Below are 14861 nucleotides of genomic sequence, written 5' to 3' on the forward strand. Positions count from 1 at the left end.
GTCGCCTTCGGGCGATGGGCGTGTTGGCGTGGCTGATGCTGGTCATCAACTCATTGGCCGCTGCACCGATGGGCATGACGGGAGGTCCTCACTCCCATCCCATGCACGCAACGGTCGCGGCGGTCAGTGAACACTGTCACCACCATGTGGCCGTCAAGGCATCCCGATCCTGTTGCGACGATCAGGCCGGTTGCTGCGGTGGCATGACGGGACACACCTGCAATTGTGCCGCGATGTGCAGTACCACGTTGCCACCCGGACCAGCAGTTGCCCTGATCTCGACTGCGATCACCGCCCGCTACGCCTTGCCGCTGCCCAGCAGCGCGCCTTCGTTGAATACCGCCCCTCCGTTGCGACCACCGGCGGTCTGACTCTCCCTCGTTGCTAATGAGCTTTGCGTTCGATCGTCGCGTGTCGGCGATCGCAAGCAATCGGCTGTGATCGGTATCGGTAATGTTCGATATCACCTGCCTTGGAGAGATCCCATGAACTTGTTTTCCCCGCCCCCGGCGGATCTGTCGCGGCGTCGTTTCGTGCAAGGCGTGGCCATCGGCGGTGCCGTAGCCGGCCTGGGCCTGCTGCGTCCTTCGAATGCCTGGGCGCTGACCAGCCCCGGCCAGCCCACCGTGCTGAGCGGCACCGATTTCGCACTCGATATTGCCGAAACACCGGTCAACTACACCGGCGCCACGCGTCTGGCGACCACCGTCAATGGCGGCATCCCGGGTCCAATTCTGCGCTGGAAGGAAGGCACTACGGTGAACCTTCGAGTGACCAACCGGTTACGCGTGCCGACCTCGATCCATTGGCACGGCATCATCCTGCCGTTCCAGGAAGATGGGGTGCCGGGTATCAGCTTCGACGGCATCGCTCCCGGCGAAACCTTTCTCTACCAGTTCAAGGTGCGCCAGAGCGGTACCTATTGGTACCACTCGCACTCGGGCTTCCAGGAACAGACGGGTTTGTATGGCCCGTTGGTGATCGAACCGGCCAGCCCGGATCGCCATCCGACCGATCGCGATTACGTGGTGATGCTCAACGACTGGACCGATGAAAATCCCGAGCGCATCTACGCCAAGCTAAAGAAGCAGAGCGACTACTACAACTTCGCCCAGCCCACGGTGCCGGATTTCTTTCGCGATGTGCGCGAGAAGGGGCTGGGCCAGGCCTTGGCCATGCGCAAGATGTGGAACGAGATGCGCATGAACCCGACCGATTTCGGCGACGTCTCCGGCTACACCTACACCTACCTGATGAACGGTGCGGCGCCGGCGGGCAACTGGACCGGCATCTTCAAACCCGGCGAGAAGATCCGGTTGCGCTTCATCAACGGATCGGCGCAGACGATCTTCGACGTGCGCATTCCGGGCCTGAAGATGACGGTGATCTCGGCCGATGGCCAGGACGTCGAGCCGGTGTCGGTCGACGAATTTCGCATCTCGGTGGCCGAAACCTACGACGTGATGGTCGAGCCGCAGGACGAGCGCGCGTACACGCTGTTCGCCCAGTCGATCGATCGCAGCGGCTACGCTCGCGGCACGCTGGCGCCGCGCGCCGGCATGGAAGCAGACGTGCCCAAGCCCGATCCCATTCAGTGGCTGGCCATGCAGGACATGATGGGTGCGATGGCGATGGGTGATGCCGGTCACGGGAACATGCAAGGCATGTCGGGCATGAGCGGCATGCAGGGCATGCAGGGCATGGCCGGCATGGATCACGGTGCGATGCCGGGCATGGCACCTGCGCCAGCGCCTGTGGTGCGCCACGCCCGCACCGAATACGGCCCCGGCGTGGACATGCATGTGGACATGCCGCGTACCAACCTCGACGACCCGGGCATCGGCCTGCGCGACAACGGTCGACGCGTGCTGACCTACGCCGACCTGCACACCATCGGCGGACCGATCGACGCGCGCGAACCCAGCCGGGAGATCGAGCTGCACTTGACCGGCAATATGGATCGCTTCATCTGGTCGTTCGATGGCGTGAAGTTTTCCGACGCCAAGCCGGTGCATTTCAACAGCGGCGAACGGCTGCGCATCGTGCTGGTCAACGACACCATGATGAACCATCCGATCCACCTGCACGGCATGTGGAGCGAGCTGGAGAATCCCGAAGGCCAGTTCCAGGTACGCAAGCACACCATCAACGTGCAGCCGGCGCAGCGCATCACCTATGCGGTGTCGGCCGACAACCCCGGTCGGTGGGCCTACCACTGCCACCTGCTGTATCACATGGAAGCGGGCATGTTCCGCGAAGTGGTGGTGTCATGAAAATGAATCGCCGCAGCACCTCAGTCGTCCCGCTGCGTTCCGCGTTGCTGGCCGCAATATTGCTGGCGTTGCCACCGGTGGTCACGGCGCAGAGTGCACCCGCGTCCAGCAGCACATCGTCGATGGACATGAGCTCCATGCCAGGCATGGATCACGGCAGCATGTCCGGTATGGCCATGCCGGCTGCTGCGAGCAGCACGGCGAAGCCGGCAACGAAACCGCCTGCCAAGAAAGCCAGGAAGAAACCCGTCGCAGCCCCGCCGACGCCGGCTTCCCACAACATGGATGGCATGAAGGGCATGGATCACAGCAGCATGCCTGGCATGGATCACCGCGCGATGTCGGACATGCCCACGCCCGCCAAACCTGCCGCATCGGCAGCACCCGCCGGCGACATGTCGGGGATGGATCACTCGTCGATGCCCGGCATGAGCCCGGAAGCGATGCAGGGGATGGACCACAGCGGCATGGCCGGTATGGATCACGGCGCGATGCCGAAGAAGGATCAAGGCGACATGACCGGCATGGGTGCGATGCCGGGCATGACGATGGGCCCGATGCAGGGCGGGAGTCCGCCAGCGAATGCGCGCAGCTCCGACTACTCCGACGGCGTCGGCTACGGCTCCATGAAAGGCATGGACATGGCCGACAACGCACCGCTGGGCAGGCTGTTGATCGACCAGTTGGAAGCCTTCCACGGCCGCGATGCCAACGGCCAGAGTTGGGAAGCCGAAGGCTGGTACGGCAACGACGAGAACAAGCTGTGGGTACGCACTGAAGGCGAGCGCAGCCGCGGCAAGCTGGAAGACGGCGACCTCGAAGCGTTTTGGAACCACAACATCGCCACGTTCTGGAGCACTCAGCTCGGCGGTCGCCAGGACGTGGGCGAAGGCCCCAAGCGCACGTGGGCGGCCTTTGGCGTGCAGGGCCTGGCACCGTACTGGTTCGAGGTGGAAGCGACGGGTTACGTCGGGGCTTCCGGTCGTACAGCCGCGCGTCTGCGCGCCGAATACGAAATGCTCTTCACCCAGCGCCTGATCCTGCAGCCGGAAGCGGAGATCAACCTGTACGGCAAGAACGATCCGCAACGCCGGATCGGTAGCGGCGTGTCCGACATTCAGTTCGGCTTGCGTCTGCGCTACGAGATCCGTCGTCAGTTCGCGCCGTACATCGGCGTGAACTGGGTGCGTCGCATCGGCACCACCGCCGACTACGCGCGGCAGGATCATCAACCCGTTCTCGACCGGCAGATCGTGGCCGGCGTTCGCATCTGGTTTTAAGGGGAAACATCATGAAACAGCACATCAAGCATCACAGCATCACCGTCGCCGTTGTTCTTGGCGTCCTTGCCATCGGTGCAGGCGCGTTCGTGTACTCCGGCATCTACAACATCGGCGCCGACGACCATCACACCAAGCCGGTGTTCGCGGTCATGCAGACCCTGCGCGAGCGCTCCATTCATGTCCGCTCGGAAGACCTCACGGTTCCGGATCTCAACGATCCCCAGCTGATCCTGAAAGGGGCCGGCCAGTACGCGGCTATGTGTACCCAGTGCCACCTCAAGCCGGGCATGAAGGACTCGGAGCTTCGCCCCGGACTGTACCCGCAGCCACCGAATCTGTCACAGACGCGGGTCGATCCGAAGGACGCGTTCTGGATCATCAAGCACGGCATCAAGATGAGCGCGATGCCGGCATGGGGTGGCAGTCACGACGATCCCACCATCTGGAGCATGGTCGCGTTCCTGCAGAAGCTGCCGGCCATGACGCCGGAGCAATACAAGGACATGGTGGCGAAGGCGCCGCCGGATGAAGACATGGACATGGGCGACGAAGGCGGCCATAGCCACGGTGGGGCTGCTGACGAGGACGCTCACGGTGCTGCCGACATGAAAGACATGGTCATGTCCGGCGAGGCCGGTCACAGCCATGGCGCCGCTCCAGAGGATAGCCATGATCATGCGTCGACCACCGCGCCTGCAGCCGAAACCCCGCTGTCGCTGGATGGAATGAAGCCAAAGGCGGCACCAGAGGCCGAAGCTGTGGCACAGGCGTTCCACACGGCCTTGCAGCATGGCGATCGAACGGCGGTGCTTGCCCTGCTGGCACCTGATGTCACCATCAGCGAAGGCGGGCATACCCAGACGCGTGACGACTACGCGAACGGCCATCTCGGCGAGGACATCGCGTTCCTGAAGAGCGCGAGGATCACACCCGTCTCGCTCGGTTCGATGCCGATGGGCGACACCGCGATGGTCGGCAGCGAGAGCGACATCCAAGCCATGGTCAAGGGCAAGCCGACCATGTTGCGCAGCCGCGAACTGCTCAATCTCAAGAAGGACGGCAAAGACTGGAAGATCGTCTCGATCCAGTGGCAATCCGCACCGGTATCGGGAGAATGACCGTGAAGCGAATGAGCATCTCAGCCATGAATGCAAGAAACGTTTTGTTCGCAGCCATCTCCGTTGTTTCCTTCAGCGCGCTTGGTGCCTGCACCTACCCCGTCGATGCGCAGTCCAGCCAGCCATCCTCCGCGACAATCCATGCCGCAACAGCAAGCTCACCGGCCGCATCGCTTCCAGTCATGCTGGTGCACAAAAGCGCTACGTGTGGATGTTGCGGCGCGTGGGTCGACCATATGCGTGCCGCGGGCTTCAACGTCGACGTGCGCGATGTCGACGACCTCGATTCGGTGAAGAGTCAGGTCGGCATTCCGTTCGGCAAAGGGTCATGCCATACCGCCGAAGTGGGCGGCTATTTTGTCGAAGGCCATGTGCCGGCGCCGGACATCAAGCGGCTCCTGGCTGAAAAGCCCGATGCCAAGGGCCTCGTCGTGCCGGGCATGCCGGCCGGTTCGCCGGGCATGGAGATGCCCGATGGCCGCGTCCAGCCTTACGTGGTTGAGCTGGTCGGCCGCGACGGCACGACGTCCGACTTCGCCCGCCACGGACACTGACACGTCGATCAACGTCAAGCCATTGCCATCGTCATGGGAGGATGCATGAACACCCATCATCACCACACGGGCGCCGACAACCACGGACGTCACACCCAACCCGGCGCAGTGACAACCGCGATCGATCCGGTTTGTGGCATGCAGGTCGATCCACACCAGACCGCCCATCACGCCGAACATGATGGAGTAACGCATCATTTTTGTTCGGCGCGCTGCCTGGAAAGTTTCACGAGGGATCCGGCCAAATATCTGACCCGGCGACCCGATGGTGCCCCCGTGCAGGCACCGACGGGAACGATGTATGTCTGTCCGATGCATCCGCAAGTGCGCCAGGACGGTCCCGGCATCTGCCCGATCTGCGGCATGGCACTGGAGCCGGAAATGCCAGGACTGAACGATGAGGACCATCCCGAACTGCGTGATTTCAGCCACCGCTTCTGGTGGACCTTGCCGGCAACGCTGGTGGTGCTCGTACTGGCGATGTTCGGCCACCACTTCCCCCGATTGCCGGTGGACGCCCGGACCTGGATCGAGCTGGTACTGACCACGCCGGTGGTGTTGTGGGCAGGCTGGCCCTTCTTCGTTCGATGCGTGCAGTCGGTCCGCAACCTCAGTCCCAACATGTGGACCCTGATCGGCATCGGCGTCGGCGCGGCGTTCGGCTACAGCATCGTCGCCACCCTTGTACCGGACCTGTTCCCGGAGTCATTCCACGAACACGGCCGCGTGGGCGTCTACTTCGAAGCCGCCGCGGTGATCGTCTCGCTGACCTTGCTCGGCCAGCTACTCGAACTGCGTGCCCGCTCGAAGACCTCGACTGCCCTGAAAGCCCTGCTAGGGCTGGCCCCCAAAACCGCACGCCGCCTGCGCGACGATGGCGGCGAGGAGGATGTCGAACTCAGCCGCGTTCACGTCGGTGATCGCCTGCGCGTACGCCCCGGCGAAAAGGTGCCGGTGGACGGCGAAGTCATCGAGGGACACTCCCATGTCGACGAGTCGATGCTGACCGGGGAGCCCGTCCCGGTCGAAAAGGCCATCGGCTCCAGCGTGATCGGCGCGACCCTCAACGGCACCGGCAGCCTGGTGATCCGGGCGGAGAAAGTCGGCTCGGCGACCGTGCTGTCGCAGATCGTGCAACTGGTCGCACAGGCGCAACGCTCGCGCGCACCGATGCAGCGCATGGCCGACAAGGTAGCTTTCTGGTTCGTGCTCGCGGTCCTCGCGATCGCCGTCGCGACCTTCTTCGTGTGGGGACTGTTCGGCCCGGACCCGTCGTGGACGTTCGCAGTGCTCAACGCGATCTCGGTCTTGATCATTGCCTGCCCTTGCGCGCTGGGATTGGCCACGCCGATGTCGATCATGGTGGCGACCGGCCGCGCCGCCGGGGAAGGCGTGTTGTTCCGTGATGCCGAGGCGATCGAGAACCTGCGCAAGATTGACACCCTGATCGTGGACAAGACGGGAACCTTGACCGAGGGACGTCCGGCGTTCCACACCGCGCTCGCGGCCGAAGGGTTCACCGAGCAGGAGGTGCTGCGCCTGGCGGCCAGCCTCGATCAGGGCAGCGAGCACCCACTGGCCGACGCGATCGTCGCGGAAGCCCGCCATCGTAACCTGACGCTAGAAACGCCGGAGAGCTTCGAGTCGTCCACCGGCATCGGGGTACGCGGCAAAGTGGGAGGCGCCATCCTGGCGATCGGCAATACCGCGCTGATGCACGAGGTCGGGGTCGATGCCTCCGTTCTTTCCATCCCGTCCGAAGAGCTGCGCCGGGCCGGTGCCAGCGTGATGTATCTGGCGGTCGATGGCGTCCTGGCCGGCCTGCTCGCGGTGGCCGATCCGATCAAGGCCACCACCGAAGATGCCATCGTGGCACTGCACGATGCGGGCCTGAACATCGTGATGGCCACCGGTGACGGCGTCACCACCGCCCATGCGGTCGCGCGTACCCTGGGCATCGACGAAGTACATGGCGAGGTCCGCCCGAAGGACAAAATCGAACTTGTACAACAGCTGCAAGCCGAGGGACACCGGGTCGCGATGGCTGGCGACGGGATCAACGACGCACCCGCGCTTGCCGGCGCCGATGTCGGCATCGCCATGGGCACCGGCACCGACGTGGCAATGTCGAGCGCGCAGGTGACGCTGGTGAAGGGCGACTTGCGCGGCATCGTGCGGGCACGGTCGATTTCCAACGACACCGTCGCCAACATGAAGCAGAACCTGGGCTTTGCGTTCCTCTACAACGCGCTGGGTGTACCGATTGCGGCCGGCGTGCTGTACCCCGTGACGGGCCTGTTGCTCAGCCCGATGATCGCCGCTTTGGCGATGAGCCTGAGCTCCGTGTCGGTGGTTGCCAACGCATTGCGACTGGGCCGAAAACGGCATGGCTGAGATGACCAACGCCGGCGAATGAAGCGAAGCGAATCCAGCGCGATGCCTTCGCCGGCACGCGGGAGTACGCCACCATGTGTTTCCTTCCTCACGCCCAGCACACCTTGGTATCGGGCTTGGCGACCACCCCGTTCTCCAGGAGGGCCGGGGTTGGCCGGCAAGAACAGCGAAGGAGACCGGGCCGACAATCTGTAGTTGATTCAGGTCAATGAAATTCTTGGTATTTTGGAGATATAGTGTTGCCTATGGCCCGTCCTTTCCGCATGCATCGCGCCACACGTCGCCGCCTTATCTGGCTGGTGACGCTGCTGCTGCTTTGGCAGCAGACGGCACTGGCTGCCTACGTTTGTCCGACGGTCCCCGAAGCGACACCGGCGGCTGCGCTGATGACTTCGATGTCGGGCATGGACGGCGGCTGTGCGCAGAATCAGGATGCCCCCGCCAGCCCGCTGTGCCAAAAGCATTGCACGCCCGATCACGCGACGCAGGTTGAAGCGCATACGACGGCGGTGCCATTAAGCGTGTTGCCGGCAATGCCATCGATGCTGATGGCGCCCGCCGTCGTTGCGCTGCCATCGAATCGCGCGCTCCAACGGGCCGGGCATCTGCGCGCGCCGCCACCTCCGCCCATGTTGTTGTTCTGCTCACTCCTGATCTGATCTGACACGTTGCGGCATTGACGTATGTGGCGTCGCGCCTGCATGGCGCGACGCAGATCGCAGACCAGCGGAGTATTCACCCATGTTGTCCCATCACTTTGCCCGGCGCCTGATGGTGCCGGGTCTGGCCGCGCTCCTGTGGGGAGCCTTGGCCACGGCGGCCGGTGCCATCGAGCCACCGCTGACGCTTGAGGCGGCCGTTCGGCAAGGCCTGGCGCGGGCGCCGCAACTTGAAGCGCGTACCGCCGATACGGCGGCAGCCCGCGAGGAAGGTGCGCGCGCCGGACAGTTGCCGGATCCCACCCTGACGCTCGGACTTTCCAATTTCCCCGTCACCAGCCCAGGGGCTTTCAGCCTGCGCTCGGACAGTATGACCATGCGCACCGTCGGCGTGATGCAGACGATTCCATCGCGAGCGGCGCGCGACGCCGAGCGCGGTTTGGCCGCTGCGCAGATTGACGCAGCCGAAGCCGATTACGTCGGCGCCGCGCAAACGGTGCGCGAACGCATTGCCGATGCGTGGATCGAGGTATGGGCCACACAACAGAAACGTGCGCTGCTGGGCGAGTTGCGCGGCGAAAGCGCATTAGCCGTGCTGATTGCGCAGGCGCGGCTGCGCGGTGGCGACGGCAGCGCCACCGACGCGCTGGCGGCGCGCACGGATGCGGCCACACTGGACAACCGACTGGAGGCCGTTGACGCCGATCTCGCCGCAGCACATACGGGGTTGCAGCGTTGGCTTGGTGAGGACGCGGCCACCGTGGCCGACACGCCTGATTTCCAGGTGCTGCCGGTAGCGCCTGCTCGACTTGAGCAAGCCATTGATCAGCAGGCACCCATGCAGGCGTGGCAAGCACGCGAACAGGTAGCTGAGGCCGCACTCGCCCAGGCACGGGCTGCCAAACACCCGGATTGGAACGTGTCGGTGGAGTATGGCCGGCGCGCGCCGTATCTCTCGGACATGGTGACCTTGCAGGTGGGTGTGAGCCTGCCGCTGTTCACCCGCAACCGGCAGGATCGGGGAATCAGCGCCAAGCAGGCGCAATGGGATGCAGTGCAGGCCGATCACGAAGATGCGCGTCGCGCCCAGCGCGAAGCGGTGGCGCGTGCGGTGGTGAATTGGCAGGGTTGGGGACGACAAGTCCAGCGCTATCAGGACACGTTGCTGCCACTCGCACGGGATCGTGCACGCACGGCGCTGGCCAGCTACCGCGGTGGTGGTGCGCTGCAGCCATGGCTCGATGCTCGTCGCGATGAAATCGAACAGCGGCTGGCCTACGCCGAGGCACTGGCGACCCATGCGCGCCTGTGGGCCGCGCTGGCCTATCTGCTACCCAATTCGGAGACGACGCCATGAAGCGCGCACACTTGAAACCTGCCCTGATGATTTTCGCCGGCGTCTTGCTCGCGGCGGTACTGCTGGTGGTTGGCTATCTCGGCGGTCGCCGGCATGCACCGTCGGCATCGGCGTCGACTGGCAACGCGGCATCAGCAACGGATGCCGGTGAGCGAAAAGTCCTGTACTGGTACGACACGATGGTGCCGCAGCAGCATTTCGACAAGCCGGGCCTGTCGCCGATGGGCATGCAGATGGTGCCCAAGTATGCCGATGATGGTGGACCCAAGGATGTCATCCAAATCGATCCCACCACCGTGCAAAACCTCGGCGTGCGCACGGCACTAGTCGAGCGGCGGGTGCTGGCTTCGGCCATCAGGGTGCCCGGTACGATTACCTGGGACTTGCGCCAGGCCAGCACGATCAGCGCGCGGGTTGATGCGGTAATCAGCAAGCTTGATGTGCGCGCGCCGTATACCGTGGTCGCTGCCGGCGCACCGCTGGCGCAGTTGCTGGCGCCGCAATGGAACAGTGCGTTGGCGGAATATCGCGCGCTGGAGCAGGCGCGGTCCGCCGACGCGCGCGAGCTGCGCTCCGCAGCGCGGCAACGGCTGCAGGTGTTGGGGCTGACAGCGGCGGATATTCAGTCGTCGCGTCATGGCGCGGATGCGGCGATCACACTGCACGCCCCGCAAGCGGGCGTCGTCACGACACTGGATGTGCGTGAAGGCCAGCGCGTCACTGCAGGCCAGACCCTGATGACCTTGAACGGTCTGTCCACCGTGTGGGTCGAGGCGGCACTCCCGCAGGCGGTGGCCGGCACGGTGCGCAGCGGCACGCCGGTGGGGGTCACGGTCGATGCCCTGCCGGGTCGGTCGTTCCACGGCACCGTGGAAACCTTGCTGTCGGACGTGGATGCGGTGACGCGCACCCAGCGCGCCCGCATCGTGCTCGACAATCCCGACGGTGCCTTGAGTCCGGGCATGTTCGCTACCGTGCAACTCAACCCGACTCCGGACGTGGCCGTACCGGTGGTACCGGACGACGCGCTGATCGCGACGGGCACCCACACGCGAGTCATTCTCGCCGAGGGAGATGGCCACTTTCGTGCCGTATCGGTGCGCATCGGGCGGGCGGCCGGCGGCTATACGGAAATTCTCGATGGCCTCGCGGGTGGTGAGAAAGTCGTGGTCTCCGGCCAGTTTCTGATCGATTCCGAAGCGAGCCTGTCCGGTGCGCTGGAGCGTCTGAATGACGCCCCCACCAAACCGGCGCCGGCCACGAGCGTGCCCATGCCGGGCATGCCGATGGGAGACCGACCATGATCGCCGCCCTGATTCGCGCGGCGATTGCGCATCGCGTGTTCGTGCTGTTGGCTGCACTGGCCTTGGCCCTGATGGGCATGTTCTCGGTGACGCGCACGCCGGTCGACGCGCTGCCCGACCTGTCTGACACCCAGGTGATCATCCGCACCAGTTACCCGGGCCAATCGCCGCAGGTGGTCGAGGATCAGGTCACCTATCCATTGGCCACCACCATGCTCTCGGTACCTGGCGCGACGACGGTGCGCGCCTTTTCGTTCTTCGGCGACTCCTACGTCGATGTGTTGTTCGATGACAGCACTGACTTGTACTGGGCACGTTCGCGTGTGCTGGAGTACCTGAGCCAGGCGCGGGATCGCCTGCCGGCCGGAGTCACGCCTGCCCTCGGCCCTGATGCCACGGGACTCGGCTGGATCTACGAATACGCGCTGGTGGATCGTACCGGTCAGCACGATCTTGGCCAGTTGCGTGCGCTACAGGACTGGTTCCTGCGCTATCAGCTCAAAACCGTGCCGAATGTCGCCGAGGTCGCCACTTTGGGCGGCATGGAGCGCGCCTGGCAGATCGTGCCCGATCCGCAGGCGCTGGCGGCGCGCGGCGTCACCGTGGCGCAGCTGGTCGATGCGGTACGCAGCGCGAACGGCGCCAACGGTGGCTCGGTGATCGAACAGGGCGAAGCGGAACTGATGGTACGCAGCGAAGGCTATCTGAAGAGCCGCGCGGACTTCGAGAACGTGCCGATCACCACCAACGCCGGCGGTGTGCCGGTGCTGCTGCGCGATGTGGCGACGGTGCGGCGGGGCCCGACGTTTCGCCGTGGCATTGCCGAGCTGGACGGGCAAGGTGAAGTGGTCGGCGGCATTATCGTGATGCGCACGGGCAAGAACGCGAAGGCCACCATTGCCGCCGTGAAAGCACGGCTAGCGGAACTGCAGCGCAGCCTGCCGGCCGGCGTCGAGATCGTGCCTACCTACGACCGCTCGCAGCTGATCGACGCCGCGGTGGAGAACCTGTGGAGCAAGTTGTTCGAAGAATTCCTGGTGGTGACGCTGGTCTGCGTGTTGTTTCTGGGGCACCTGCGCTCGGCGCTGGTGGCCGTGATCACGCTGCCGCTGGGCGTGTTGGTCGCCTTCATTGCACTGCATCTGCAAGGCGTCACGGCGAACCTGATGTCGCTCAGCGGTATCGCCATTGCGATCGGCGCGATGGTGGATGCGGCGATCGTGATGATCGAGAACGCGCACAAACATCTGGAACATTGGCGTGACGCGAACGACGGACGTGAACCGCAAGGTGCGCAGCGGTGGTCGCTGATTGCCGAGGCCGCCGCCGAGGTGGGGCCCGCGTTGTTCGTCAGCCTGTTGATCATCGCGCTGTCGTTCGTGCCGGTCTTCGCGCTGCAGGGGCAAGAAGGCAAGCTGTTCAAGCCGCTGGCCTTCACCAAGACCTACGCGATGGCGGCAGCGGCTGGGCTGGCGGTGACGCTGGTGCCGGTGCTGATGGGTTATTTGATCCGCGGGCGCATCCGTGCCGAGCGCGACAATCCGCTCAACCGGGGTTTGATCCATGGCTATCGGCCTCTCCTCGAAGCCGTGCTGCGCTATCCGAAAGCAACCCTGGTGCTGGCCGGTGTGCTGCTGCTCACCGCGGTCATTCCGATGACCAAGCTCGGCAGCGAGTTCATGCCCGCGATGGACGAAGGCACATTGCTGTACATGCCCACTGCACTGCCGGGGCTGTCCGCCGGCAAGGCCTCGCAGTTGCTGCAGTTGACCGATCGCATGATCAAGACCGTGCCCGAGGTTGATCATGTGTTTGGCAAGGCCGGGCGCGCCGAAACGGCCACCGATCCGGCGCCGCTGGAAATGTTCGAGACCGCGATCACCTTCAAGCCGAAGGACCAGTGGCGGCCCGGCATGACGATGGACAAGATCAAGGCGGAACTGGACAAGGCGGTGCACGTGCCGGGGCTGACCAACCTGTTCGTGCCGCCGATCCGCAACCGCATCGACATGCTCTCCACCGGCATCAAGAGCCCAATCGGCATCAAGGTGCTGGGTACCGACCTGGCTACGCTGCAGACTGTGGCCGATCGGATCGAGACGGTGGCGAAGACCGTGCCCGGTGTCAGCTCAGCGATTGCCGAGCGCCCGACCAGCGGCCGCTACGTCGACGTGCACATCCGCCGTGATGTCGCCGCGCGCTACGGGTTGACCCAGGAGCGCGTGCAGCAACTGATCGCAACCGTGGTCGGTGGCGATCCAATCGGTCAGACCGTCGAAGGGCGCGAACGTTATCCCATCGTGGTGCGCTACCCGCGTGCCGAGCGCGATTCCATTGGAGCGCTGCGGCAGTTGCCGATCGTCGCAGCCAACGGTGCGCAGATTACACTTGGCCAGATCGCTGACATTGCCGTTGAAGCAGGACCGTCCATGCTGAAAAGCGAGGGCGGGCAGCTGGCCACGTATGTCTACGTCGATACGGCCGGCAGCGATTTGGGCACGGTGGTGGCCAACCTGCAACGCGCGGTGGCGCAGCAAGTCAAATTGCCGCCGGGTACGACCGTGGCGTGGTCCGGTCAGTTCGAATACCTGGCCAGTGCCATGGAAAGACTCAAGGTGGTGGTGCCGATTGCGCTGGTGATCATTTTTCTATTGATCTATGCCGTTTTCCGACGCGTGAGCGAAGCGGCGCTGATCATGGCCAGCGTGCCGCTGGCACTGGTCGGCGGTCTGTGGTTGATCTGGTTGCTTGGTCATGCGGTGTCGGTGGCCACGATCATCGGCTTCATCGCGCTGGCCGGAGTCGCCGCTGAATTCGGCGTGGTGATGCTGCTGTATCTGCACCATGCCTGGGAGCACCAACTTGCGCTCGATCCCCACGCCGGCCCAGAAGCGCTGGACGAAGCGATTCGCGAGGGTGCCGTGCAGCGCGTGCGCCCGAAGGCAATGACTGTCGCGGTCATTCTCGCCGGTCTGTTTCCCATCCTGCTCGGCCATGGCGCCGGCTCGGAAGTGATGCAGCGCATAGCCGCCCCGATGATCGGCGGCATGGTCACGGCACCCTTGCTATCCATGCTCGTTATACCCGCGGCGTACCGCCTGCTGGTTCGTTATCGGCTGCGTAAAGCCAGCAAGACAAACGCCACACTTCACTCCAACCCACAAGGAAACTGACCCATGAAAAAGCCATGCATTACCCTCGCGATCACCGCTGCGCTGTTCACGGCTCCGGTGTTTGCCAACCCTCAGCAGATGGATCCCAACATGCCGGGCATGGCTGGGATGCATGAAGCCACACCCGCCGATGTGCAGGGCGTGGGCGTGGTCAAGGCGGTCGACACCACCAAGGGCACCCTCACGCTGCAGCATGAGGCGATTGCCGCCATCGGCTGGCCGGCCATGACGATGCCGTTCAAGGTGGCTTCGCCGGAGCTGCTGACGCACGTGAAGGTGGGCGATAAGGTGCAATTCACCTTCCATCAGGCCAGCACGGGTAGCACGGTGACGGCGATCCGTCCGGCACGTTGACAGACCACGTCGCCGGCTGGCCCCAACTGTCGAGGGTCAGCCGGCGGTCGTGAAAGCAGTACCGCCACGCACGTTATGCGTGCGCCTGGCGGTGTTTGTTGTGGTTGTCATTTTTGGAGAACGACCATGAAATCGTTTACTGCTTGTCTCAGCCTCCCGCTGCTGCTCGCGGGCCTTACCATTGGCCGCATCGCGTACGCGACCGATTCCTACACTGATGGCTGGGTTGGCCATGTGGATGGCCCGCGTTTGGATGTCTGTTATCGAGTCACGCCACTGCCAGCGGTTGGTGCGCGACTGGAGGTCCTGCGGACATCCTTCGTGGTTCCAAACAAAGGGCAGCCCCGCCAACAGTTCGCGGTGGCGGGGTAGGGTTCTACCCCGTTTCCACG

11 protein-coding genes are annotated in these 14861 nt (G+C 64.3%); 10 read left to right on the plus strand and 1 reads right to left on the minus strand.

The window, feature by feature from the left end; genetic code table 11:
• Window positions 1–485 precede the first annotated feature (485 nt).
• From DEO45_RS09555 to DEO45_RS09600, 10 genes are all read left to right on the plus strand, one after another.
• Entirely contained in the window at window positions 486–2273 is a 1788-nt protein-coding gene (locus DEO45_RS09555; protein ID WP_027485188.1) for a copper resistance system multicopper oxidase, read from the plus strand.
• The gene (locus tag DEO45_RS16700) at window positions 2270–3553 is read left to right on the plus strand and encodes a copper resistance protein B (RefSeq protein WP_027485189.1); all 1284 of its coding nucleotides are present in this window, start codon (window positions 2270–2272) and stop codon (window positions 3551–3553) included. The genes DEO45_RS09555 and DEO45_RS16700 overlap by 4 nt, the downstream gene beginning before the upstream one ends.
• Window positions 3554–3564: 11 nt before the next feature.
• Window positions 3565–4674, plus strand: a complete 1110-nt coding sequence (locus DEO45_RS09565; RefSeq protein ID WP_027485190.1) for a c-type cytochrome — start codon at window positions 3565–3567, stop codon at window positions 4672–4674.
• Between the two features lie 26 nt (window positions 4675–4700).
• Entirely contained in the window at window positions 4701–5228 is a 528-nt protein-coding gene (locus tag DEO45_RS09570) for a DUF411 domain-containing protein (protein ID WP_395121386.1), read from the plus strand.
• Between the two features lie 138 nt (window positions 5229–5366).
• Complete coding sequence (locus DEO45_RS09575; RefSeq protein WP_395121387.1) at window positions 5367–7622, plus strand: heavy metal translocating P-type ATPase; 2256 nt, start codon at window positions 5367–5369, stop codon at window positions 7620–7622.
• A 245-nt stretch (window positions 7623–7867) separates the two neighbouring features.
• Window positions 7868–8281: a hypothetical protein gene (locus tag DEO45_RS09580; RefSeq protein WP_027485193.1), complete on the plus strand. Its 414-nt coding sequence runs from the start codon at window positions 7868–7870 to the stop codon at window positions 8279–8281.
• 82 nt (window positions 8282–8363) lie between these two features.
• On the plus strand, window positions 8364–9638 hold the full coding sequence (locus tag DEO45_RS09585) for a TolC family protein (RefSeq protein ID WP_027485194.1): 1275 nt from the start codon (window positions 8364–8366) through the stop codon (window positions 9636–9638).
• A gap of 11 nt (window positions 9639–9649) precedes the next feature.
• A complete protein-coding gene (locus tag DEO45_RS09590; RefSeq protein ID WP_027485195.1) occupies window positions 9650–10942 on the plus strand; it encodes an efflux RND transporter periplasmic adaptor subunit in 1293 nt (430 codons plus the stop codon).
• Window positions 10939–14115 carry an efflux RND transporter permease subunit gene (locus tag DEO45_RS09595; protein WP_027485196.1) on the plus strand — a complete coding sequence of 1059 codons (3177 nt, stop codon included), beginning with the start codon at window positions 10939–10941 and terminating at the stop codon, window positions 14113–14115. The genes DEO45_RS09590 and DEO45_RS09595 overlap by 4 nt, the downstream gene beginning before the upstream one ends.
• Window positions 14116–14118: 3 nt before the next feature.
• Entirely contained in the window at window positions 14119–14469 is a 351-nt protein-coding gene (locus tag DEO45_RS09600) for a copper-binding protein (RefSeq protein WP_027485197.1), read from the plus strand.
• A 36-nt stretch (window positions 14470–14505) separates the two neighbouring features.
• Here the strand turns inward: DEO45_RS09600 and DEO45_RS16705 are convergent.
• Window positions 14506–14861, minus strand: a 356-nt coding sequence (locus DEO45_RS16705) for a hypothetical protein (protein WP_223250839.1), incomplete at its 5' end; no start/stop codon positions are given.

The sequence above is a fragment of the Rhodanobacter denitrificans genome, assembly GCF_003335105.1.
In the GTDB taxonomy this organism is placed as follows: Bacteria; Pseudomonadota; Gammaproteobacteria; order Xanthomonadales; family Rhodanobacteraceae; genus Rhodanobacter; species Rhodanobacter denitrificans_A.